The organism is Mycobacterium sp. 1165178.9, from assembly GCF_001673555.1.
Classification (GTDB): Bacteria; Actinomycetota; Actinomycetes; order Mycobacteriales; family Mycobacteriaceae; genus Mycobacterium.
Genome location: NZ_LZMB01000107.1, coordinates 1 through 22,308, shown reverse-complemented (window position 1 = coordinate 22,308; position 22,308 = coordinate 1). Strand labels below are relative to the sequence as shown.

The 22,308-nt window shown below is 66.6% G+C and carries 24 protein-coding genes and 3 pseudogenes; 10 read left to right on the top strand and 17 right to left on the bottom strand.

What is annotated here, in order from left to right; all coding sequences use genetic code 11:
* Together A5652_RS05505 and A5652_RS05500 are read right to left on the bottom strand one after the other, a co-directional pair.
* A pseudogene (locus A5652_RS05505) lies at window positions 1-592 on the bottom strand (DUF222 domain-containing protein); the annotation flags it as partial.
* A gap of 71 nt (window positions 593-663) precedes the next feature.
* Window positions 664-1,734, bottom strand: a complete 1,071-nt coding sequence (locus A5652_RS05500; protein WP_067347442.1) for an ATP-dependent DNA ligase — start codon at window positions 1,732-1,734, stop codon at window positions 664-666.
* Between the two features lie 26 nt (window positions 1,735-1,760).
* Between A5652_RS05500 and ligD the strand changes: the two genes are divergently transcribed.
* Entirely contained in the window at window positions 1,761-2,792 is a 1,032-nt protein-coding gene (gene ligD / locus A5652_RS05495; RefSeq protein ID WP_067347439.1) for a non-homologous end-joining DNA ligase, read from the top strand.
* A gap of 4 nt (window positions 2,793-2,796) precedes the next feature.
* Window positions 2,797-4,836, top strand: coding sequence for a glycoside hydrolase family 172 protein (locus A5652_RS05490; protein ID WP_067347436.1), 2,040 nt, complete (start codon window positions 2,797-2,799; stop codon window positions 4,834-4,836).
* On the opposite strand, the gene A5652_RS05485 is transcribed toward A5652_RS05490, so the two are convergent.
* Both A5652_RS05485 and A5652_RS05480 read right to left on the bottom strand, forming a co-directional pair.
* Window positions 4,777-5,607, bottom strand: a complete 831-nt coding sequence (locus A5652_RS05485; protein WP_082983779.1) for a rhomboid-like protein — start codon at window positions 5,605-5,607, stop codon at window positions 4,777-4,779. The genes A5652_RS05490 and A5652_RS05485 overlap by 60 nt on opposite strands.
* Window positions 5,608-5,711: 104 nt before the next feature.
* Window positions 5,712-6,329 (bottom strand): cysteine hydrolase family protein, encoded by a 618-nt coding sequence (locus A5652_RS05480; RefSeq protein ID WP_232001095.1) that lies wholly within the window; start codon window positions 6,327-6,329, stop codon window positions 5,712-5,714.
* Between the two features lie 145 nt (window positions 6,330-6,474).
* Here A5652_RS05480 and A5652_RS28910 point away from each other — a divergent pair, with 145 nt between their 5' ends.
* The gene (locus A5652_RS28910; protein ID WP_255361805.1) at window positions 6,475-6,729 is read left to right on the top strand and encodes an SDR family oxidoreductase; all 255 of its coding nucleotides are present in this window, start codon (window positions 6,475-6,477) and stop codon (window positions 6,727-6,729) included.
* An 11-nt stretch (window positions 6,730-6,740) separates the two neighbouring features.
* A complete protein-coding gene (locus A5652_RS05470) occupies window positions 6,741-7,943 on the top strand; it encodes a cytochrome P450 (RefSeq protein WP_067347430.1) in 1,203 nt (400 codons plus the stop codon).
* 3 nt (window positions 7,944-7,946) lie between these two features.
* On the opposite strand, the gene A5652_RS05465 is transcribed toward A5652_RS05470, so the two are convergent.
* The 4 genes from A5652_RS05465 to A5652_RS28345 form a co-directional block, all read right to left on the bottom strand.
* The gene (locus A5652_RS05465) at window positions 7,947-8,684 is read right to left on the bottom strand and encodes an alpha/beta fold hydrolase (RefSeq protein ID WP_067347427.1); all 738 of its coding nucleotides are present in this window, start codon (window positions 8,682-8,684) and stop codon (window positions 7,947-7,949) included.
* Window positions 8,685-8,694: 10 nt separating this feature from the next.
* Window positions 8,695-9,261 (bottom strand): TetR/AcrR family transcriptional regulator, encoded by a 567-nt coding sequence (locus tag A5652_RS05460; RefSeq protein ID WP_067347424.1) that lies wholly within the window; start codon window positions 9,259-9,261, stop codon window positions 8,695-8,697.
* A 44-nt stretch (window positions 9,262-9,305) separates the two neighbouring features.
* Window positions 9,306-9,710, bottom strand: coding sequence for a hypothetical protein (locus A5652_RS05455; protein WP_232001094.1), 405 nt, complete (start codon window positions 9,708-9,710; stop codon window positions 9,306-9,308).
* A gap of 101 nt (window positions 9,711-9,811) precedes the next feature.
* Window positions 9,812-10,012: a hypothetical protein gene (locus A5652_RS28345; protein WP_067347421.1), complete on the bottom strand. Its 201-nt coding sequence runs from the start codon at window positions 10,010-10,012 to the stop codon at window positions 9,812-9,814.
* 159 nt (window positions 10,013-10,171) lie between these two features.
* Here A5652_RS28345 and A5652_RS26455 point away from each other — a divergent pair.
* Both A5652_RS26455 and A5652_RS05440 read left to right on the top strand, forming a co-directional pair.
* Window positions 10,172-10,342: pseudogene (locus A5652_RS26455) on the top strand (aldehyde dehydrogenase family protein); the annotation flags it as partial.
* A gap of 83 nt (window positions 10,343-10,425) precedes the next feature.
* Entirely contained in the window at window positions 10,426-10,815 is a 390-nt protein-coding gene (locus tag A5652_RS05440; protein WP_067347415.1) for a PPOX class F420-dependent oxidoreductase, read from the top strand.
* A 12-nt stretch (window positions 10,816-10,827) separates the two neighbouring features.
* Here A5652_RS05440 and A5652_RS05435 read toward each other — a convergent pair whose 3' ends face one another.
* From A5652_RS05435 to A5652_RS05425, 3 genes are read right to left on the bottom strand one after another with little or no spacing between them, the layout of a single operon-like run.
* On the bottom strand, window positions 10,828-11,814 hold the full coding sequence (locus A5652_RS05435; protein WP_067347412.1) for an SDR family NAD(P)-dependent oxidoreductase: 987 nt from the start codon (window positions 11,812-11,814) through the stop codon (window positions 10,828-10,830).
* Between the two features lie 26 nt (window positions 11,815-11,840).
* On the bottom strand, window positions 11,841-12,557 hold the full coding sequence (locus A5652_RS05430) for a cutinase family protein (protein ID WP_067347410.1): 717 nt from the start codon (window positions 12,555-12,557) through the stop codon (window positions 11,841-11,843).
* Window positions 12,557-12,730 (bottom strand): CsbD family protein, encoded by a 174-nt coding sequence (locus tag A5652_RS05425; protein WP_067347407.1) that lies wholly within the window; start codon window positions 12,728-12,730, stop codon window positions 12,557-12,559. The genes A5652_RS05430 and A5652_RS05425 overlap by 1 nt, the downstream gene beginning before the upstream one ends.
* A 60-nt stretch (window positions 12,731-12,790) precedes the next feature.
* Between A5652_RS05425 and A5652_RS28015 the strand changes: the two genes are divergently transcribed.
* Together A5652_RS28015 and A5652_RS05420 are read left to right on the top strand one after the other, a co-directional pair.
* Complete coding sequence (locus A5652_RS28015) at window positions 12,791-12,943, top strand: hypothetical protein (protein WP_197513771.1); 153 nt, start codon at window positions 12,791-12,793, stop codon at window positions 12,941-12,943.
* 39 nt (window positions 12,944-12,982) lie between these two features.
* Window positions 12,983-14,284 carry a serine hydrolase domain-containing protein gene (locus A5652_RS05420; RefSeq protein ID WP_067347404.1) on the top strand — a complete coding sequence of 434 codons (1,302 nt, stop codon included), beginning with the start codon at window positions 12,983-12,985 and terminating at the stop codon, window positions 14,282-14,284.
* A gap of 6 nt (window positions 14,285-14,290) precedes the next feature.
* Here A5652_RS05420 and A5652_RS05415 read toward each other — a convergent pair whose 3' ends face one another.
* Genes A5652_RS05415 through A5652_RS05405 form a run of 3 tightly spaced genes read right to left on the bottom strand, consistent with a single transcriptional unit; the run spans window position 14,291 to window position 17,855 of the window.
* Entirely contained in the window at window positions 14,291-15,349 is a 1,059-nt protein-coding gene (locus A5652_RS05415) for a dihydrodipicolinate reductase (protein ID WP_067347402.1), read from the bottom strand.
* A 38-nt stretch (window positions 15,350-15,387) separates the two neighbouring features.
* Complete coding sequence (locus A5652_RS05410) at window positions 15,388-16,530, bottom strand: hypothetical protein (RefSeq protein ID WP_067347399.1); 1,143 nt, start codon at window positions 16,528-16,530, stop codon at window positions 15,388-15,390.
* Window positions 16,527-17,855 (bottom strand): hypothetical protein, encoded by a 1,329-nt coding sequence (locus A5652_RS05405; protein WP_067347395.1) that lies wholly within the window; start codon window positions 17,853-17,855, stop codon window positions 16,527-16,529. Before A5652_RS05405 ends, A5652_RS05410 begins: the two co-directional genes overlap by 4 nt.
* Window positions 17,856-17,899: 44 nt before the next feature.
* Here A5652_RS05405 and A5652_RS05400 point away from each other — a divergent pair, with 44 nt between their 5' ends.
* Window positions 17,900-18,232, top strand: coding sequence for a hypothetical protein (locus tag A5652_RS05400; protein WP_067347447.1), 333 nt, complete (start codon window positions 17,900-17,902; stop codon window positions 18,230-18,232).
* Between the two features lie 3 nt (window positions 18,233-18,235).
* Here the strand turns inward: A5652_RS05400 and A5652_RS05395 are convergent, their stop codons facing one another.
* From A5652_RS05395 to A5652_RS05385, 3 genes are all read right to left on the bottom strand, one after another.
* Complete coding sequence (locus tag A5652_RS05395) at window positions 18,236-19,621, bottom strand: CHAT domain-containing protein (RefSeq protein ID WP_067347445.1); 1,386 nt, start codon at window positions 19,619-19,621, stop codon at window positions 18,236-18,238.
* Window positions 19,618-21,342 carry a hypothetical protein gene (locus A5652_RS05390; RefSeq protein WP_067347392.1) on the bottom strand — a complete coding sequence of 575 codons (1,725 nt, stop codon included), beginning with the start codon at window positions 21,340-21,342 and terminating at the stop codon, window positions 19,618-19,620. The genes A5652_RS05395 and A5652_RS05390 overlap by 4 nt, the downstream gene beginning before the upstream one ends.
* A 96-nt stretch (window positions 21,343-21,438) precedes the next feature.
* The gene (locus A5652_RS05385; RefSeq protein ID WP_197513773.1) at window positions 21,439-21,897 is read right to left on the bottom strand and encodes a lipoprotein LpqH; all 459 of its coding nucleotides are present in this window, start codon (window positions 21,895-21,897) and stop codon (window positions 21,439-21,441) included.
* A gap of 33 nt (window positions 21,898-21,930) precedes the next feature.
* On the opposite strand from A5652_RS05385, the pseudogene A5652_RS28340 reads away from it, so the two are divergent.
* Window positions 21,931-22,308: pseudogene (locus A5652_RS28340) on the top strand (hypothetical protein); the annotation flags it as partial.

Below are 22,308 nucleotides of genomic sequence, written 5' to 3'. Positions count from 1 at the left end.
CGCACGTACGGTCGCGGTGCTCGAGCGCGCGGCGCAGCCGCCGGGTGATGACCCGCGTCACCCGCCCGGCACCGATGACCTCGCCGTGGCGTTCGAACCATACTTCACACGTGGCATCACAGCTCAGGTAGCGACGTTCGGCGTCGGACAGCAGCGGACCCAGATGCAGCGCCGCGGCGCGCTTTTCAACGTCGACGTGCACCACCACCGTGGTGTGCTGCCCGTGGGGGCGCCGGGCCGCCTCAGCATCCCACCCGGCCTCGACCAGGCACATAAACGCCTCGGCGGTGCCCGGCACCGGCGGCGCCTGAGCGCTGGCGCCCTCACCGTGCTCGCGCTTCCACTGCGCGATCAGCGCATCACGATGCGAGGCCAACGCCGCGTCGAACTTCGCCGCATCCAGGTGCGGAAGGGTGATCCGCCAACAGCTGAACTCCTCGCCGGCGGTCTTGGTGATCGACCGCTCTGGTTGCGGCCCCGCCTCGGGTTCGGGTCGCGGTTCCAACTTGACCGCGGTGCGCAGCTGGTTGACCGTGGCGACGGTGGCCAGCTGCGCGTAGTGCTCATCAGATCCCTTACCGGCGCGCGCCGACTGGTGGTGGTACCAACCCTTCCAACCCCAACCACCACCGACAACCAACTAGCCGGGAATCGGCCGCCAACCTAGACCGAACCGAGTCCCGGCACGATCTCGCCGAGGCTGAAGGTCACCGGCTGTTCGAGCTGTTCGTAGGTGCACGAGCGCGGTTCGCGGTCCGGACGCCACCGATTGAACTGCGCGGTATGCCGAAACCGCCGGCCTTCCATGTGGTCATAACGGACCTCGACCACTCGCTCGGGCCGCAGCGGCACAAACGACAGGTCCTTACCCGCGTTCCAGCGCGAGAATTCGTTCTTACGAGGTGTCCGCTCGCCGGCTTCATGCGCGGCCCAATTCCACGGGTGATCTTCGAAATCGGTGACGAGCGGCTGTAATTCGTCGAACAGCCGCCGCCGCTCGGCCATGGGAAACGCGCCGATCACCCCGACCGACGCGAGCTGGCCATCATCCTGATAAAGACCGAGCAACAACGAACCGATGGCGCCGGCGCCGGACTTGTGCACCCGATAGCCGGCGACCACACAGTCGGCGGTCCGCTCGTGCTTGATCTTGAACATGATCCGCTTGTCCGGCTGGTACGTGATGTCCAGCGGCTTGGCAATCACGCCGTCAAGGCCGGCGCCCTCGAATTCGTCGAACCAGCGCTGCGCGGTGTCCAGATCGGTCGTTGCCGGTGTGACATGGATCGAGGGCCCCGAGGCCGCCAGGGCGTCGACCAGCGCGGCGCGCCGTTCGCTGAAGGGGCGTCGCGTGTAGTCGTCGTCGCCGAGGGCGAGCAAATCGAACGCGATGAAGGACGCCGGCGTGGCCTTGGCGAGCATCTGCACCCGCGAGTCGGCCGGGTGGATGCGTTGTTGCAGCGCCTCGAAATCCAGTCCATTCCCGGTGGCGATGACGATCTCGCCGTCGATCACGCAGCGCTCCGGCAGCTCGGCCCGGACCGCTGCGACCAGTTCCGGGAAATAGCGCGTCATCGGCCGCTCATTGCGGCTGCCCAGCTCGACCTGATCGCGGTCGCGGAAACAGATCGACCTGAAACCGTCCCACTTGGGCTCATAGGACGCGTCAGGGGGAATTGAGCGCACCGACTTCGCCAGCATCGGCGACACCGGCGGCATGACAGGGAGGTTCATAGCCTGATTGTGCTGGAATCGGAGGCATGGCTGCTGCAGAAGAGCTCGACGTCGACGGCATCGCGGTGCGCCTGACCAATCCAGACAAGGTGTACTTCCCCAAACTGGGGTCAAACGGCACCAAGCGACACCTGGTGGACTACTACCGTGCCGTCGCGGGCGGTCCGATGCTCGACGCGCTGCGCGACCGGCCCACCCATCTGCAGCGCTTCCCGGACGGCGTCGACGGCGAGGAGATTTACCAGAAACGGATCCCGCAACATCACCCCGACTACCTGCAGACGTGCCAGGTGACCTTTCCGTCGGGGCGGACGGCCGACGCGCTGAAGGTGACCCATCCGGCGGCGGTCGTGTGGGCGGCACAGATGGGCACGGTCACCTTGCACCCGTGGCAGGTGCGCTGCCCGGATACCGACCATCCCGACGAACTGCGCATCGATCTGGACCCGCAGCCCGGCGTCGCCTTCGAGCAGGCGCGCACCGTCGCGGTCGACGTGCTGCGGCCGTTGCTCGACGAACTCGGTCTGGTGGGATACCCGAAGACCTCGGGTGGTCGCGGAATCCACGTCTTCCTGCGGATCGCCCGCGACTGGGACTTCATCGAAGTGCGCCGCGCCGGCATCGCCCTGGCCCGCGAAGTCGAGCGCCGTGCGCCCGACGCCGTCACCACATCCTGGTGGAAGGAGCAACGCGGCGAGCGCATCTTCATCGACTTCAACCAGAACGCGCGTGATCGCACCATGGCGTCGGCATATTCGGTGCGGCGCACCCCGATCGCGACGGTATCGATGCCACTGACGTGGGAGGAGCTGGCCGGCTCCGAGCCCGACAACTACACCATGGCAACCGTGCCCGGTCTGGTCAGGAACCGAGAAAACCCTTGGGCCGCAATGGATGACGCGGTTCAATCGATCGCCCCCTTGTTGGCGATGGCCGAGAACGACGAAGAGCGCGGACTTGGTGACATGCCGTATCCGCCGAACTACCCGAAAATGCCGGGCGAGCCGAAGAGGGTGCAGCCCAGCCGGGATCGAGATCTTAAAACCGAGAAGGGCTAGCTGGATGCCGCTGGCAGCGCGGGTGTGTTCCGCGGTACTCGCGCTGCTATTGCCGATTTCCGGTGCGGGGGCGGCCGGTGCGGAGCCTGCCACACCCGGCCCGAACCACTCCAATGAGAGAATGGTCGGCTGGGACACCTACCGCCGGTTGGACCGGTTGCCGTATTTGCACCCCGGCTCGCAGACTCTGCAGGTGTCGAGCTTTGATCGCAGCGGCGGCGATCTCGACATCTCCACGGGCAATCGCAACGGCAGTGGCGGGTGTCTGGCGTCTGGGGGCGCCGGCTGCATCATCGCGGAGGATCACGGTGCGGGAGAGATTGATTCGATCTGGCTGACCCGCGATGGCGGCAATGTTCGCGCGCTCGGCAACATTCGCATCGAGCTGGACGGGCAGGCCGTAGTGGACACTCCGTTGCAATCGCTGGTCGACGGCAACTTAGGCGCCCCGTTCGTGTGGCCGCTGGTGGCCAACGCCGCTCAATCGCCGGGAGGCGATTACATCAAGGTGCCGATGCCGTATCGGCGGTCGATGCGGGTCAGCGTCACGTCCCATTTGGAGTATTACCACGTCGATTACCGCCAGTTTCCCGACGCCGACGGGATAAACGCGTTCTCACCATCGGATCCCGCGTCCGATGTGCTGGATACGCTGCGGTCGGCCGGCGCGGCCGACCCCAAACCTGCGGCAGCCAGTGCCGCCCACACCAATCGAGTCATCGATCTCCCCGCGGGCGCCGGGCAGACCATCGCCGAATCGACTGGATCGGCCAGCATCTCGGCGCTGAGGCTGCAGCTGCCCGAACCGGCGGCCCAACAGTTGACCGGATTGCGGCTGCAGATTGAGTTCGACGGCAAGACCATGGTCGACTCCCCGCTCGGGGAATTCTTCGGCGCCGGACTGGGCGCGAACCCCGTGCGATCGCTGATGTTCGCGACCAGCGTGGCGCCCGATGGGTCGCTGGTGCTAAGTGATTGGTGGCCAATGCCTTTCGCCGAGTCGGCCCGCGTAAGCCTCGTCAACTCAGGCACCGACCCGGTGACAGGGATAGACAGCGACGTCGTCACCACCCCCGACACTCAGTGGGCGCCTGCGCTGACCAGCGGCCGCGCCGGTTACTTCACGGCGCGCTCACACGCCGGACCGACGACCCCCGGCCAGGACTGGGTGTTCGCCGAAGAACAGGGACACGGCAAATTCGTCGGCGTCAGTCAAACCATTCACGGCTACCGAACCAAAACGGCATTCAGTGACAACGCTCCTTACTTTCTCGAAGGCGCCGAACGGGTCTACACCGACGGGTCCGCATCGCCGCAGTGGTACGGGACCGGCACCGAAGACCTCTACGAGGGCGGCTGGTACTTCAAGAACGGCACCCACTTCAGTGACCCCCTAAACGGCCAACCCGATCAGCGCACCGCAACGGGCGGATGCGCCGACTACTGCGTCTCCGTCTACCGGATCATGCTGGCCGACGCGATCGGCTATCACTCCGCGATCCGCTTCGGCATCGAGCACGGCAAGAGGAACATGGTCCAACCCGACTACAGCTCAACCGCATTCCTCTATACACAGCCGGACGCCGTTGTCGCCGGCGGAGACGACGTCAGCCCCACCGATCCGATCAACCGAGTCCTGCACGGCTACAACGATTCCGACGCAATGGATCAGCTACTGGTCAGTGAATACGAGGGCACTCAGGACACCCTGCCCGTCGTGGGCTCGGTGCGTACTGCCCAGGGCGCGATCACCTTTCACGTCCAAATCGATCCGGACAACCGCGGCATCCTGTTGCGCCGCACATCGGATCAAGCGACCGGCTTCCAATCGGCCGACGTTGCGGTCGACGGTGCGCCGACCGGGAATTGGTTGCAGCCGCGCAGTAATACCTTTCACCGGTGGCTGGACGACACCTACCTGGTGCCGCGGTCGGCCACCTCGGGCAAGGCACAGGTGACGGTCACCTTGACGCCTACCGCGGACTCACCGCCCTGGACCGCCAGCCATTACCACGTCGACGCACTGACGGGGCCCTCTGACTAGCGAGCGATTGCCGACCACGCCGATGAGCGCGCCGGCCAGCCCACCGGCTGGTGCCAGCAGTGAAGGCCCGGCGAGCAAGAGATAGCCGAACGTCACACCCACCACGAGCAGGACCTGGTGCAGGGGCGTCCATGAAGCGGCCGGGCGCAGTCGGTAGGACATTCCCATGCCGAGCAGCAACGCCACCACGTGGCCGACGGCGGTGAAGTCCGCACCCGCGGCCGCCACCACCGCGGTGCCCAGCCACCACCCTGCCCAGACTCCGCGCCAGCGCGCCGGGACCGCTGCCGTGAACGCGCCGAGCACGCACATCGCGCCGTAGCTGATCCCCACGTCACTGGCACGGGCGACCGAGACCGGCAGCATCCCCGTTTCGATCGCGGCGACCAGCCCGACCGCGACGATCAACGTGGCGCCGATATGGCCGACGGCGAAGGTCAGGAGCAATCCCCGGCCGCACCACATGAGTTCGCCCAAGGCCAGCAGGCAGGCGAGCCCGGGCAGCCATAAGAACAGGTCACCGCCGTCGTTGACGAATGCGCTCCCGATCAAGGTGCCCAGATGTCCGCGCGCAAGGTTGTGCACGTTGGTGCTCATTCGGCTTACCGCGACCTGGTGCGCATGCGGACCGAGCGTCGCGAGGATGAGATAGATGACGAGCAGGATGACCGCATAGGTGGCCGTGACTCGAACCGATGCGGCGCCGGGCACGGCACGCAGCGGCGCCTGGGTCCAACGCGAGGCACCGTCGCGGGTGGCGGCGAGTGTCATAGCCCTACGGTGCAGGTCCGGCGGCCGTCGTGCCTCGGTCTTAACGAAGCCTTCACACCCGTGTCGCAAATCTTCACGGGGTTGTACCGCCCCGTGACCTCGCCTTAAAGAGCGGTGATCGCAGCGACGGCCTCGTCGGCGGTCACGACGGCCGAGGCGTAATTGGGCATGTTCACGTCGAGGGCGGCGCGCATTTCGGTGTCCGAGTAATCGGCCGTGGCATCCCGGACCACCGTGACGTCATAACCGAGCTCGGCGGCGAATCGAACCGTCGCCTCGACGCAGGTATGCGCGATCAGACCCATGACGATGACCCGCTCGATGCCGTGACGCTTGAGTTGCAGGTCCAAATCCGTGTTGGCGAAGCCGCTCGAACACCAATGTTCATGCGCGACGATGTCGCCCGGTTGCGGTTCAAACCCGGGACGGATCTCGCCGCCCCAGCTGCCGTATTCGAAGGTCTTGCGCGACCAGGCCGCTCGTTGCACGGGTGCGACGTATTTCCAGGACTCATAGTCGCCCGGCCTGTAGCGACGGTGCAGCGCATAAAAGACGCGCAGGTGCGCGCCGCGGGCGGCGTCGAGTACCTGCCGCATATGCGTAACGCAGTCATTGCCCTCGATGACGCCCCGCAACCGATCCCACACTTTCCCGCCCGGAGAAATGAAATCGTTGTAGGGATCGATCAGCAGAAGCCCGGTCGCCGCTTTGTCATTCGCCACCGGACCATCATCTCTCGGCGGCCCCCACGATGAACGGCACATGGTCGGCCGCACTGCGGTCTTGACGGACTCGTCGCGATGCTGCTAGACAGGGCCTGCACCACAGGTTTGGGCGATCGCCCAAAGTCGTCGGGTGGAGGATGCCATGGGCCGCATGGACGGCAAGGTCGCATTCGTGACCGGTGCGGCACGGGGGCAGGGCAGAAGCCACGCCGTCCGGCTCGCGCGGGAGGGTGCCGACATCATCGCCGTCGACATCTGCCAAACCTTCCACACGCCGCCGATCCCGTGGGTCACCGCCCAGGACATCAGCAATGCCGTGTTGTTCCTGGCCTCCGACGAAGCGCGATACATCAAAGGCGTTGCGCTGCCGGTCGATGCCGGCTGCTGCCTGAAGTAAGGAAAGCATCGATGACCGTCACCAATGACACCGACGTCTACTACGATCCCTACGACGTCAATATCAATGCCAACCCCTACCCGATCTACGCGCGGCTGCGCGACGAGGCGCCGATCTATTACAACGAGCGCTACGATTTCTGGGCCCTGTCAAGGCATTCCGACGTCGAATACGGACTGGCCAACTGGGAGACGTTCTCCAACAGGCGAAGCGACATCCTCGAGCTCGTCCAGTCGAAATTCGACATGCCCGGGGGCGTCATGATGTTTCAGGACCCGCCGGAGCACTCCAGGCTGCGCGGCCTGATGTCGCGGGTGTTCACCCCCCGCCGGATGGCCGCCCTCGAGGACCAGATTCGGCAATACTGCATACGCTGCCTGGATCCGCTGGTCGGTTCCGGCGGATTCGACATCATCGCCGAGCTGGCGTCCATGATGCCGATGCGTGTGATCGGCATGCTGTTGGGAATCCCGGAATCCGAACAGATCTCGGTGCGCGACGCCAATGACGCCAACCTGCGCACCAAGCCGGGTGCGCCGTTGAAGGTCGCTAATGCCGATTCCATCGCCGACGGCCGGATCTATGCCGACTACGTCGACTGGCGCTCCAAAAATCCCTCGGATGACCTGATGACGACGCTGCTCAACGTGGAATTCGATGACGAGAACGGGGTGCACCGCAAGCTGACTCGCAAAGAGGTGTTGCACTACACGCAGGTTGTCGCCGGCGCGGGCAACGAGACCACCGGCCGCCTGATCGGCTGGCTGGCCAAGGTGCTCGCCGAGCACCCCGACCAGCGCCGCGAAGTCTACGAGGACCGGTCACTGTTGACCCGTACCATCGACGAGACGTTGCGATTCGAACCCACCGGTCCACACGTCGCGCGCTGGATGGCAAAGGATTTCGAGTGCTACGGCACGACGGTCCCGGCCGGTAGCGCGATGCTGCTGCTGTTCGGCGCCGCCAATCGCGATCACCGCCGCTACGCCGATCCGGACACCTACAACATTCGCCGCGACAACATCTCACACATCACGTTTGGAAAAGGTGTGCACTACTGCCTGGGCGCCAACCTGGCTCGCCTCGAGGGCCGCGTCGCGCTCGATGAGATCCTCAACCGGTGGCCCGAATGGGACATCGATTACGACACCGCGCAATTGGCGTCGACGTCGACCGTGCGCGGCTGGGAGCGGCTGCCGGTCGTGTTGCCCTGAGGGCTACGCGTAGAGCCGGCAGCGCCCGACGAGGATCTCTGCCAACCGTTCGGGCTCGCTGACCATCACCATGTGACAGGTGTCGATCTCGATGATTGTCTGTACACCACCGAGCGCGTCAATGTATTTACGCTGCAGCTTCGGGGCGAGGGCGCGATCCCGCCGAGTCAGGATCCAGGTGCGGGGAATGTCGTCGGGCATCCCCCGTCGAGATACCTTCTCTGTGAGAATGCGCAGTGACTCGGCATAGAGCTTGCCGGTCATGAATCGGCGGCGATGCGAAGGAACCCCGTTCAGGAACACGAATCGCGCATACCACTTCGGCGTTGGCGTCGGCACGTTTGTTTTCGCCCTGTACCGGGCGATGGTCGCGATTTGCCACGGTGAGCTGTCCACGATCGACGTACCTTCGGGTGGAAGGAAGCTGGCAGCGAAGATCATCTCGCGGACCCGCGCCGCTCCAAGCTTGGCGGCGACCCCGGGCAGCGGCATAGCCCCCATCGAGTGACCAGCGATGACGATCTCTTTCAAGCCGGTGGTTTCGATGTCGCCGACCAGCGAGTCGACGAAGTCGGCGATGGTCATCTTCCTCAGGTCTCCCGGTTTGTTCCTTCGTCCCGGCATGTCGAGGGCAACCACGGTCAACTCCGGTGCCAACCGGTGGATCTCATCGATGGTGAGTTCCCAGGAATCGGCCGCGAGCCCGCCGCCGTGCACAAGAACCAAAGCGGGCAGCGCCATCGCGGGCCTCCTACTTCGCGCCGCGGTCCCGGCGCGCTTTGGGTTGGGGCATCTCGAACCGGTCCAGCAGCCGGTTGACCAAGGCGATGGCGGCTTCGTGGCCACCCGAGGAGCCCAGCCCTTCTTCCAGGATCAGGGTGCGGCCGATCGAGGCGATGAAGACCGCGATGGCCGCGGGCGGGAACTCGTCGGTGTCGATGTCGTGTTCGCGGATGATGAAGTTCAGCGCGGTGATCTGCTGCTCGCGCCACCGGTCGGACCACGCGGCGATCTCGGCTCGAATCTCCTTGCGGTGGTTGGCAAGTCCCATGAATTCCAGCAGCAGCCGGGTGTCCTTGGGCTCGATGAGGATATCCCAGAAGGCGTGCAACGGCCGGTCCGACGCCAGCGCCGTCTGCTGGCGCTCCAGGTACACGGCCGCGCCGCGGCGGAAGACGGCCAGATACAGGTCGTCCATCGTGGGGAAGTAGTAATGCACCAGCGCCGGTTTGACACCGGCCTTGGCGGCCACCCGGCGCGAGGTGGCAGCGGCGTAGCCCTCTTCGAGCATGATCTGACTCGTCGCGGCCACCAGCATGTCGCGCGTCGTCGAGTCACGCGCCTTAGGTCGTTCGGATGCCGTCACAGTGTGGTCCTATCACACGGCCGGTTCGGCGACCATCTCGACGAAGGCGGCGCCGGAATCCGGGATGCGATTCTGCTTGAGGTTTTTTCGTCGAGTTTCAGCAAACCGCGGGTCCCCGGCATGAGGAGATAGTCGCGCTTTTCGACTGGATCGCCGTTGGGCAGGCGTCCCCAGTTGGCGTTGTAGTTCTCGCCGGTCCCGGCGTGGATGAGCACCTTGATCTCGCGGTCACCCGCGATATCGCCGAACACGTCCGACATTTGGTCGTGTGCCCGCCAGTCCCACACCAGGCTGCCACCGTTGGTGTGACACTGCATGAGCAGGATGCCGTCTTGGTCGAGCTCGAGCCGGTAATTCGCGTACTGATCGTGGTATTCGCTGTATCTGGTTCGCTCTGCCATTGAGCCGTCTCATTTCCGAGAAACCGTCAGCCCGCTGGTTTGAGCGATCGCCCAAACCGGGTAGCTGACATGCTTGCACCTCGGGTCACGGGGGTCAAGGCTCAGCGTCCGTGCAGGCGGTCGATTACGGGCGCGAAGGATTCGATCTGGGATTGCTGCACCGTGACGTAGTTGACGCCCTGGGTTTCCCGGCGCGAATGCAGCATCTCGACAACGTGATCCAACGAACCGATCAGCACATTCGGATGGTCGTGTAACAGGTCGGGGGCGATGCCCGTCGACTTCGCCAGCCTCGTCAGCACGGCCTCGCGATCGCGGCGATCGGTGCCAGGTCTTGGCGTGGGGTGCGCGCTTCGCGTTGCGCGGGCCCGGGCCCCAGGTAGTGGTCTGCGAGGAAAAGCGTTGTGTACCCGAGGTCTTCGACGCGACGAACGGTATCGCGCCACTCGCGCGACCCCGCGGCATTGGCGGCCAGGGTGCGGTCGGGCACCTTCGGCGTAAACGAGGGCTACGTCATGGATCCGGCGGCGCCGTTCGTCGGGGTCAAGAACATTGGGTACGGCCGCGAACTCGGTACCGAGGGGATCGACAGTTACACGGTCAGCCAATCTATTTCGGCCGCAACGTCATGAACTGCGCCGGTAGGAGTCAAGTTTAAGTTTCTTAACTATCGGGGATAGGGTTGGGGCAATCCATTCAGAGATAGGGAACGCGCGTGGCCCCCAGCTTCAAGGACGTTATTCAGTCCAAGTACTTGCTGTTGACGACATTCACCAAGGATGGGCGTCCGAAACCGACACCGATCTGGGGCGTGCCCGACGGCGACGACACGCTGTTGGTGATCACCGACGACGGTTCGTGGAAAACCAAGCGGATCAACAACACTCCCCGGGTGACCATCGCCAAGAGCGGGGCGCTGGGCAAGCCCAAGAGCGACGAGGTCGAAGCGAAAGCCCGGGTGCTACCGAAGTCCGAGACGCGACGCGTCTACAACGCCGTCCTCAAACGGTACTGGTATCACGCGCCCTGGTTCTACGCGCACTCGATCGTGCGCGGCGGCATCGACAAGGTGCACGTCGCCGTCGAAATCAAGCCCGCCGGCTGAGGCTCGCCGCGGCTAGCCGCCTTCGGCGCGCATTGCCTCGAACGTGTCGGCAACGGTCAGTTTGGGGTCCCGAAAGGTGATGCCGAGGTCTCGTTCACTCGGCGAATCGTCGGACGCCGGCATCTGCGTGTAGTACTGCATTCCCGCCCAGGTGAACGGCGTTTCGAAGGGCAGGAAACGGTTCGCCCGATCCAGCACCGCGCCGGCAACGCGCAGCGCCGTGTCGGGGATCGGGACGGCGACCATCGGCGTCCCGGCGACCTCGCCGATCAGGTGCGCGAGGTCCGCCGCGGGCACCCGATGACCACCGGCGGTGTAGCGCCGTGGACCGCGCCCGGGCTCGAGCAACGCCGCGTGAAGCGCGGCCAGATCGCGCACGTCGACGATCAGCCACGCGGCGCTGCGCCCGGGGATCGCGTGCATCTGCACGGCCGCGCGCACACCCTCGCCCGCCTCGCCGAATTGGTCGCCGACCGGCGGGCCGAGCACCATGCCGGGATAGGTGATGTTGACCGGCGCACCCGCATCCTGCAAGCCCCGCGCGTAGATCTCGACCTGCGCCTTGGACGTTCCGTATCCATCCGCCCCGCCCACCACCGGCAGGTCCGCCGTTAGCGTCTCCAGGTCCGGATGGAACAGCGCGGTGAAGCTGGACACGTGAACGATGGGATCCAGGCCGAGCTCGACGGACTGGCCCAGCACATTCTGGGCGCCCTGCATGTTGGTGGCGAGCATCTCGGGCGTCTGGCGCGGGTCGGTCGCGACGAGAGCGGCGCTGTGCACGACAGCGTCGCATCCCCGCAACGCCTCGCGCACCGCGACGCGGTCAGTGATGTCGGCGACGGCGAAGTCCGACACATCGACGCCCAGTTTGGCGACGGTGGTTTGCAGCTTGTCGGGGTTGCGGACCAGGAACCGCACGGAGTGCCCCGCATCGGAGAGGGCCTTGGCGGTCCACCCGCCGACAAAACCGGTACCACCCGTGATCAGAACCCGCATGGGCTCATTCTGCAAGACTGCAAAACCTATAGGTGGCTCGAGGCGAAGTTGGCAGCTTGGTTTGTCATGCCGTTGACCGGATACGACGTGTGCGCCGCGAAGTCGTTGGTGTCGGCGTTGCCGCAGACCGGGTCTCCCTGCGCGCACAACTCGAGCGTCTTCGGCTGATACAACGGCCCGATGGTCAGCGGCGGCGCGTTGTACTTCCGCAGGAACTGACCCGATGGCGTGCCGAACAACGTCACGGCGGCGACGTGCTTCGCGACGTCCGGCGGCATCGGAGGGGGCACCGCGGAGGCGGGCACGCCTGGGGGCACGGCGGCCGAGGTGGTGTAGCCCGCCACCGCGGCGCCCTGCGAGTAGCCGCCGAGCACCTCTTTGGTGTTGGGGCAGTTCGTCGCCATCGATTCGATGTGCGCGCTGGCGTCCCTGATACCGTCGATGACGGTCAGCGGGAAGTCAGGGCTCGAAAAGTCAGTGCTGGCAGGGTAATTGACCGGATACACGGTCAGCGATCGGCCGCCGACCTGCGAGCGCAATGAGTCGATGAACGGCTGACCGATCCCGCCGACGCCGGGCGCTTCGCCGGATCCCCTGGCGAAAACGACTTCGACGTCGGGACACGGCTCGGCCGCCGCGGCGGGAACGGGTGCGGCCGACACGACCGAGCCCGCCACCGCCGCGGCCGACAGCGCCCACAGGGCCAGCCGGACCGCCGACGCGGCGGCCTTGCGATTGCTCATTACTTTTTGAAGGCGTCCTTCACCTTTTCGCCGGCGTCCTTCAGGCTGGACTTCGCCTGATCCGCCTTGCCCTCGTCCCTGGTGTCAGGGTCTCCGGTCGCCTTGCCGATGGCTTCCTTGGCCCGTCCCCCGAGGTCCTCGATCTTGTTCTTCACCTTGTCTTCGTTGCTCATGGCGTGTTGGCTACCCCTCAACGAGAGTTATCGAAACCCCCGCCCTGTCATCATGGACGGGTGAGCACCGCGATCGTGGTGGCAGTAGTGGTGGTGTTGATGCTGCTCGGCATCGGCATGGTGGTCAATCAGCTGCTGCGGCTGAGGCGGTATCTGGGGGAGTCACCCACCGAAGAACCACGCGGTATCGAGCCCGAGCCCCCGGACGACTGATAGCTTCATGCTCGTGAAAGCTCGAGGCGTCGCGACGCGGTGACGCCGTCGACTCTGCTGGTGACCGACGCTGGCTTGCCGCGCGGTGTGTCCGGTGCTGCCGACCCGCGCTTCGCGCGCGCCATCAGGATGTTCTCCCAGCTGTTTCCCGGTCGCCGGTTCGGCGGGGGAGCGCTGAGCGTCTACATCGAAGGGGTCCCCGTCGTGGACGTCTGGACCGGGTGGTCGGACCGGGCCGGCACCCAACGCTGGACCGCGGACACCGGTGCCATGGTGTTCTCGGCGACCAAGGGCGTCGCGTCGACGGTGATTCACCGGCTCGCCGACCGTGGCCTGCTGTCCTATGACGCCCCCGTCGCCGAATACTGGCCCGAGTTCGGCGCCAACGGGAAAGCTGAAATCACGGTGCGCGACGTCCTGCGGCACCGGTCCGGGTTGTCGCACCTACGCGGGGTCACCAAGACGGAGCTGATGGACCACCTGCTCATGGAGGAGCGGCTGGCGGCGGCGCCGGTCGACCACCTGCGCGGTGTGCAGGCCTACCACGCGCTCACCTACGGGTGGCTGCTGTCCGGGCTGGCCAGGTCGGTGACCGGCAAGGGCATGCGCGAGCTGATCCGCCAAGAGGTGGCGCGTCCCCTCAACACCGACGGGTTGCATCTGGGCCGCCCGCCGGAAGGCTCACCGACGACGCCGGCCCAGATTCTGATACCGCAGGGCAGGCTGCGCGCACCGGTGTTCAACTTCATCGCACCGCGGGTGGCCGGTCTGCCATTCTCCGGTGCGTTGGGCGCGATGTACTTCCCCGGCGTCATCTCCCTGATCAAGGGCGACACCGCGTTCCTGGACGGTGAGATCCCCGCCGCCAACGGCGTGGTCACCGGCCGTGGGCTCGCCAAGATGTTCGGCGTGCTGGCCAACGGCGGCCGCATCGATGGGAAGAAGTTTCTGTCCGAGGACCTGGCGCGCGGACTGGCCGGGCAGGCGCGCCGCAAGTGGCCCGACGCGAACATGGTGGTGCCCATGCCTTTTCACCTGGGCTATCACGAGTCGCCGGTTCCCGGTTTACTCCGCGGATTCGGTCACGTCGGCCTGGGCGGAACGCTCGGCTGGGCCGACCCCGAGACGGGCAGCTCCTTCGGGTTCGTCCATAACCGGCTGCTGACGCCGCTGCTGTTCGACATGGGATCCTTTGCGGGCCTTGCCCATCCGCTGCGCAATGCCATCGAGACGGTCCGCGACCAAGGCCCACTCGAGGTGCCGCCGCTGGGCGCCCGCTACGCCAGACCCGCTCGGCGACGGGTGAACGTCCGCGACGCCGTGGCGGCGGGCGAGGGTTGATCCCGGCTATCCGAGGTGCGCGTTGCCGCGCGGCAGTGTCAGCGGAAGGTCGGCGTAGGTGGCGATTCCCGGCGCCGCGGCGACGACGGCGGCGATCGCGTTGATGGCGGGCACGGCCACCATGATGTGGCCGAGGTCCATGAACTCCTCGAGAGTCGTAGCCTCGAAATACGGCGGCGGCAGGAAGCCGACCTTGGTGGTGACCGTCGGTTGCCCGTCGACCTGGATGACCCAGCCGTCCTGCTCGATCTTCCAGTCGGGTTCCAGGGTCTGCCCCTTCCTCCACCGGACGTTGAGGTCGATCAGCGTCTTGCCGTTGACGATGCCCTGCCAGCTGATGTAGGTCCCGGCGACGTGTCCCGCGGGGATGGTCCAGGAAGCCATGACCAGGTCTTCGGTGGTCTGGGCGAACTCGGCGACACACTTCACCTCGTCCAGCTCGATTCCGAGCGCGTCGCCCACCAGCCGGACGGCCTCGCCGAAGATGGCCGTGCCCTTCGCGGCCATCGCCGGCAGGTCGGGGTGGTCGATCGGCTGACCGAAGCCGACGGGCTTCTCGGTCTCCGGCGAGTCGTAGAAGGTGGTGTCCGCGGCCTCGTTGACGGTGACCTTGTCGATCCGGTTGCACACCATGGCCGACACGATGGCCAACAGTTCCGCGAAGCCCGGGCTGACACCCGACCCGAAGATGGTGGAACCGCCCTTCTCGCAGGCCTCCAAGATGCGGTCGCGGCCGTCGCCGAGATTGTGCCCCGTGATGAACGAGGCCGTCGTCACCACGTTGACGCCCGCGGACAGGATGCGGACGAGTTCGTCGACGTTGATCCACATCGGGTTGTAGACCACACAGTCCGGCTTGAGCGCCAGCAGCTCGTCGATGTCGTTGGTGGCCGCGATGCCGAGCGGCGGAATCCCGACGAGTTCGCCGGCGTCGCGACCGGCCTTCTCCGGCGACCAGGCGTAGCAGCCGACCAATTCCAGGGTCGGGTTGGTGACGATCGATTTCAGCGAGCTCTTGCCGACGTTTCCGGTGTTCCACTGAACGACGCGATAGGTGTTTGGCACTCGCTCAGCATAGGGAATGACCGGGGTTCTTAGTAGGCCTAATAGGCAGATTCTGCAGCCAGTATTTCGGCCAGGAAGGCGTCTCGCGGTGGCAGGTTCTGCCGCGCCCGCGCCCACCGCCGTACCCGCTCCCGTGTCTCGGGGACCTCCGGCGTTTCAACGCCGACGACCACCGATGTCATCGACCAATCGTGGTCCCACGCCGCCGACTCCGTCAGGGCGTGCCGTTGGTTGACTTGCAGCGGAAGGCTTGCGCGCCCGGTCGCGTCCAGTGTGCCGGTGCCGCGGATGGCCGCCGAGCGCAGCCGCACCGCGATGCCGTCCGCCGGGTCCGGGCCGATGACCGCCGCCTGCACGACGGCGACGACCGCCTTGCCGCTGGCCTCGACGCTCCACTCGACGGTGTTCTCGCCGGCGTCGAAGATCGCGGGGGGAACCCCGCTCCAGGCGATGGACGTGACGCCCCTGGCTATCGCGCCCGCGCCGCGCGGACCCGCGCCGGCACCGGCGGCCAGCGCGTAATCGTCGCGGCGATCGCTCGGCAGCGTCAGGTTCATGCCCGTATCATCAATGGCCGCAATCAATTCGGACCACTGATCGCCGTCCGCGCCGAATTCGTCGGCGAGCCCGGCACCCGCACGTACCAGGTCGACGATGCGTGAATCATCGCTGCGGACATGGCTTATCAGCGCGGCGGCGTGCGGCTCCAGCAGCTGCGCCACATCCGAGTCGAGCGTGTCGTCCGGGAAGAAGCTCTGCGCCCCGGCGGTCAGCAACGCGACCTCGGCATCGAGCAGCGCGCGGTCCAGGCCGACGATGCCGTCCTGTCTGCTGGCCGGCCACCACCGGCGCAGCCAATGCCCGGTGGCCAGCCTGCGCAGCGGCGAAACCGAGCCCGCCACCAGGTCGACGCCGGTGAGCTCGATGCTGTGCGGCGGCCCGGTTGCGTCGTTCACGGCCGACACCAGCGCGACATGTCCGGCCTCGCCAAGGATCCGCCACAACCAGTCCGCGCGCGACACATCGGTGAATGTGATGTGCGGCGCCGCATCATCGGGCTCGTCCATCGTCCAGGAGAGCACCGCGCCGCTGAGTTCGAGCAGCGCGACCAGTGGCGTCGCGACGGCCGCGGCGTCGACGGGACCGGTGCTCCAAAGCCCGGAATCAGCAACCAGTCTCATCCGGCCACCTGCAATTCGAGCATCGCTTTGATCCGTTGCCGGTGATCGAGGCTCACCGAGCGCGCCACCCCGTCGAGCAATGCGCGCACGTCGTCGACGTCGGCACAGGGTTCCTGCCAGACGTCGCGCCCGTGCAGCCGGGCCCACAGCCGGCTCAGGTACGGCTGGGCGTAGGCGGCCAGGTCGTCGACCACCTGTTGCTGGCGCGGATGAATCGGTCCGTTCTCGGCCAGATAGCGCCGGGCATGTAACACGTAGGCCTCCTTGCGAAGCCGCGCCTGGATCTGGGTCGCCAAGTCGTAGCGGCAGGAAGCGGACGGGTCCAGCGGAGCCAGCTGCACCGCGACCTCGATGCCGGCCACCAACGTGGCCTGTTTGTCTTCGGCCAGCAGCCCCCACGGCGCACAGGCGCGGTCGACTTCCTCGTCGCACAGCAATGGGATTTCGGGCAAAGCGTCGCGATCCAAGGCGCGCCGCAGAGTCGCGCGCACTCGGTCCACGACGCTGCGGTCCAGCGGACGATCGCCATCTGCGCTTTGGGAAATCGCTGGAGGACGCTGCGGTGCAATCGAACTCAGACCCAGCTCGACGATCGACCATGGCAGCCGAGTGGTGTCGGTGCGGGCCAGCGCGCCCATGTTGTAGGGGGTGAGATCGGCGATCATCGCCGACCAGACACGCTGACGCGCCGCCGCGGCGCCGTGGCTACCGGCGGCCCCCAACACCGTGTCAAGCTCGGCCCGGAACGAATCGATGACGGCCTCGCCCGCCCGCACGTCGCGCCAACTGCGCTCGAGCTGCTTGGCCAGCGTGGCAACGACCTCGGTGTCCGCCACGTATCGGTTCAGGACCTCGATCGCCGTGCGATCGCGATCCCGGTGGATGTCGCCGAGCACCGCCGCCGCCGTCTCGTAATCCTGCGGTGTGGGTGGGCCTTTCGTGACGGCGAGCTCGAAGCAGACCGGGAAGTACAGTTCCTGGGCGTTCCCGGTGCGAATCCGCTGCCGGCGGCGCTCCAATTTCAGTGCCTCGAACCAGGCTGCGGCCGAGCGCAATTCGGCGCCGCTGCCGACGATGAGATCGTGCATCGCAGCCGCCGTCTCGCGCGTCACGACCGGGGCCGAATACGCCGGGTTGGACCGCAGGCGCAGCACCAACGGGTCGATGATGCGCTTGACGGTCCGGCTCAGCGGGCCCCCGTCGTCAGCGCTGAACACCTCCACGCCCGGCCCGGTGGCCCGCCACGCCGCCTCGATCACCAACCGCCGCGGATGGCCCACCGCTCCACCTCCCACGGCGATCGCTACCTGCGGTTCGGCGCTCATCAGCACAGAATAGGGCCATCGCAAAGTTTGCGGCAGCCATGAACTTGGGTTCGGTAGCCGGCGTGCGGCGGCACCCTGATCGCATGAACAAGCTGTCGGGCGAATGGCTCAGGTCCCGCCGCCACCGGGACGCCGGAAACCGTACCGTCGGGGTCGGCACCGTGCGCAAGGTCAAACGTCAGGCCTTCATCGAGGTGGTGGCGGTCTCCGGGGAGACGTTCATCGGCAAGCTGGCGCGATGCGACGGCGGTCTCGACCTATCCGTGCTGCGGCCGGGCCTGCTCGTGCTGGTGGCCTTCGATCCGACGGCACGCGAGGAGCTTTCGCTGCCCGACGACGTGCTGGCCGTGCACGCGGCCTGGGTGGCCTCGCTGTGAGTGCTAACGGGCGCCGTCAACTGCGAACGTGACCAGGGCGGCCCAGTACAGGGGGCTGGCGCCGACATCCCCGTCACGCCAGCGCCGCATCTGTTCGCGCTGCCAGCGATTCACCGCGCATCCCGCCTCTTTCGCGGAATCGTGCGAAGTGTCCACCGCGACCACCAGGTCGGCCATCGGGTCGGCCGGCGCGGAGCCCGGCGCATCGGACGACTCGGTGAATCGCCGATACGCGGCCGTAGTCGGCAGCGACCACAAGGTGGCGGTCACCAACTGCGCGCCGTTGAGGATCATTGCCGCCACCAACCCGGTCGCCTCGTCGAATTGATAGTCACCCCCCGATCCGCACGCCAGCAGCGCCACGCGGGGCGGCATCGGCAATCGAAGGGCCATCAGATCCGAGGCGGTCAGCGGGCGGTGATCGCCGATTGCGTTGGCATCGCCGGGAATAGCCGCGGTGTCGGCCAGGTGAAGGGCCGCCCGGTCCGCCCGAGTCCCCTCGTCGTGTTGGTTGTCCGCCGAACTTGCGTGACCGACATAGAGCAGCCGGCAAGGGGTTTGCGCCAGCAGCCCGGCCAGCCACGCGCGATCGGCGTCTTGGCGGCGAAACAGGTCGACCACGGTGTCGGCATGCGGCAGGGTGGGTCGCCGTTCGATGAGTTCGGCGAAGTGTCGCGCCACAGGCGTGTGTGGTGCGGGCCTGCCCAGCACCGATCCGAGCGCGGAGTCAGGCCGTTGTCCCGGCACCCGAGGGTCGAGAATCAGCAGCGGTGGCTCGTCGCGCCGGGCGTCCCACCCGGCCGGCGTGCGCGGCGAGTGCACGATGTTGGGCGGCACCGCCATCAGCACGTCAACCAACTCCATCAGCCGATGTCCGTCGGTCAACTGATCGATGTTGTCGAGCTGCCAAGGGATCTGGGCGGCAGCGCGGCCGCTGGCGGTGATCGCGTCCTGGCGCGCACGCACCAGTTCCTCTTTGCTGGGGCCCGATTTCGGAATCGCCAAAAGGCCCCAGGGCACCCGGGCCAGCCGTGCGCTGGGCGAGACGAACAGCACCGCCCTGGGCGAGGTCATGCATTCGGCCAACAGCTGCCACCCCGGCGTGCCGATCAGCAACACGCCGAGGATGTAGGCGACCGTGAGTTCGGTGTCCGGCTTGGCGAATGGTCCGCTTGTCAGTGCGCGCTCGATGGCGTCGCGCCGGGTTTCGGTTCCGTGTGGCTCGGGCAGGGCAGCGGCGAGCTCCTGCAGCGCGGCCAGCAGCAGCGGCTCTTCCAATACCCACGTGACGGTTCTCGACGGCTGCCCGACGATCTGCAGGCTGGCGTAGGTCGCGATCCCAAGGTCGGCGTATCGCAGCACCAGCCTCAGCCGGCCCGGCTCACTCATGGCCACGTGGACCAGGCAGGCTCGGCCGCGGTGACGTCGCGCCCGTAGCGCTGCAATGCCAGGGCGCGATAGTGAGCCAGGATCGGCGCCGCCCCGGGTTGCATCTGCAAGGGCGGCAACGGTCCCAGCCTGGTCAGCGACGCGCCGCCCGCTACGGATGGGCCTGCGGCGGCCAGCGCGGCCGGCTCCGCTTCGGAGTCGAGGGGCACCGACGCGATTGCCGTCGAGGCCCAGTCGCCGATTCGCGGTCGTTGCAGTCCCTCGAAAGTCCCTCGTGCACTGTGGTATTCGACGAGCTCACTGATCAGCGCGGTGTTCTCCCACTCCCAGGCCACGGCGAAGGCGCCGGCCAGGATGGGCGCCGAAATACCGGTGGCCCAGCGAGACCTCGCGTCGGCGTCGGCGATCGAATACCGCACCGAGTCGACCGCCAAGGCGGCCGGCACCTTGAGCTCGGCGGCCTGCTCGAGTTTGGCCATTCCGCGCCAGTACTCCGGTGTGCCGACCTCCCCGCGCAGGACGCCGAGCCCCTCGGCCTGGCGTGCCTCGGTTTCCTCCAGCGTCTCGTCGGGATCGCCCGAGCTGTCGAAACCGAGGTCCGCCAATGCATCCGCGCGCCAGACCGTGCCGAGATGATTGTCGAGTTGGGCGTACTGCAGCCAGCTGCTGCGCGGCGAGGAGTCCAGCAGCTCCCGGGCCTGCGTGATCAGCTCGACCGCGTCCGAGAAGCGGCTCCAGAAGATGGCGATCCAGCTGCGCTGCAACAGGATACGGTGCAGATGCAGTGGCTTTCCCAGTTCCCGCCAGTGCCGTTCGGCGTGTTCCCAGCATTCGTCGGCGGCCTCCAGTGCACCGGCTCCCAGCCGGGCGAGCCCCATGTACAGCCAGCACCGGGCGACGTCGTGGGCCCGGTCATAACGGGCGATGACGGGATAGGCCTGGCCCACCAGTTCTTCGGTGCCGGCATGGTCGTTTACCGCCCAGCGCGCCGTGGCGCGCTCCAATTGCGCTCTGGCCGTGGCTAGTTCCCACCCATTGGTTTGCGCGCGCGCTTCGGCTCGGCGCAGCCACGGCTCGGCTTCTGGCAATCGACCGGTTTCCACGCAGAACCTGCCGTACCCGGTCGCCGCGCTGATCCACAGGTAGTCGGCACGCTCACCGCCGCTGTTAGCGTGCTCAAGGCCGTCAAGAACCTCTTCCCACAATGGAACTGATCGGACATGCAGGTCGTCGTCACACAGCGCGGTGGCGCACAGGACGTACGCCTGGGTGCACAGGTACCGGTGTTCGTCGGCGAGGTCCCCGGGTCCGGAACCGGAGTCGTTGTCGCACAAGGACGCCAGCTCGGTCGCCGCGCCTTCGTGGTCACCCAGTGCCGCGGCCAGACCCGCCTGCAGGAACTGGGCGCGCCGCGAGTACCGCCGGATCGTCCGCGTGATCTCGGCGTCGGACAGCTGCAGCGGTTCGACGGCCGATCCGGCGACGATGCCGGCGTAGATCGCCACGCAGTCCCGGATGCGGCGAATGGATTCGCGGACCCCGTCGTAGGCCCCGCGTGCGAGATAGATCTCGCCAAGCTGCGCAAGGGCTTCCAGCATGAGGTCGTCTCGGTCCTCCCGCTCGATTTGCGGAATCAGCGAGAGCAGCAGATCGCGTGCCCCGATCTCATCGGCGGCGAACGCCATGCGTCGCGCCTTATCCAATTCATCCGGGATCGACACGGCTGCATCATAAGTCCGGGGGCGGTGTCCGGTGGGCAAACCGCGAGCGGCGGACGCGTGAGTGAGGCACGTCCGCCGCTCGAGGGCCGCAACCGATCAGCCGCAGGACACCTTGATGTTGAAGTCCTTGGTGATCATTCCCGCCATCGGGTTCTTCATGTCGGCACCCTGCGCCTGACCGGTGATGGTGTAGGTCTTGCCATCGACCGCGACGTTGGCCGAACCCACCTTCGCGCCCATGTTGTCGCTGACCGCCAGGGCGTTGCCGTCGACAACGAGGGCCAGCGACTGGACCTTCGGGGTGGCCTCGTCGGTCATCACGACGGCCAGCGCCTGCTGGGCGCCGCCCGTGGATCCGCTGCCGATGTTGATCCTGCCGCCGGTCCGCACACAGGTCACCGACGCGGGGTTTACGCCGGCCAGGTCGGTACCGCCCACCTTGACCTGAGCGTTGGTGCCGGTGGCGACGCTGGGCGCCGTGCTCGACGCGGGCGATGCGGTGTGGCCGCCGCCCGAGCACCCCACCAGGGCCACTGAAGCCGCGGCGCAGCCCAGGGTCCCAATCGCAGCTGCGAGAAGACGTTTCACTTGTGGTTCCTTCCTTCGGTGCGCCGCCCCAATGGCGTCGTCCTGGCGCAAGTACAGAACGCTCCGGTTGCTACCGATCCCAAATTTCGCCGGGCCGAACCGGTAGGCTGCGTCGATGTCGGAGCCGGCGAAGGGAGCAACGCGATGCTCAGCGTGAAATGGCTGGAAAAGCCTGAGTCTCATGACTTTCCGGCGGCGGCGGACTACCTCACCATGCTTGCGGGCGGGCAGACCGTGAAGAAGGTGATCAAAAAGCTGAAATCCGGGACTGTGACACACCGGAAGGCCAAAGACATCTTGCGGGCGGCGCACCTGGGCCTGCTTCCGGTGGACAATCCCCACGTCGCCGCGGACCTCACCAAGATCGAAAAAGGCCTA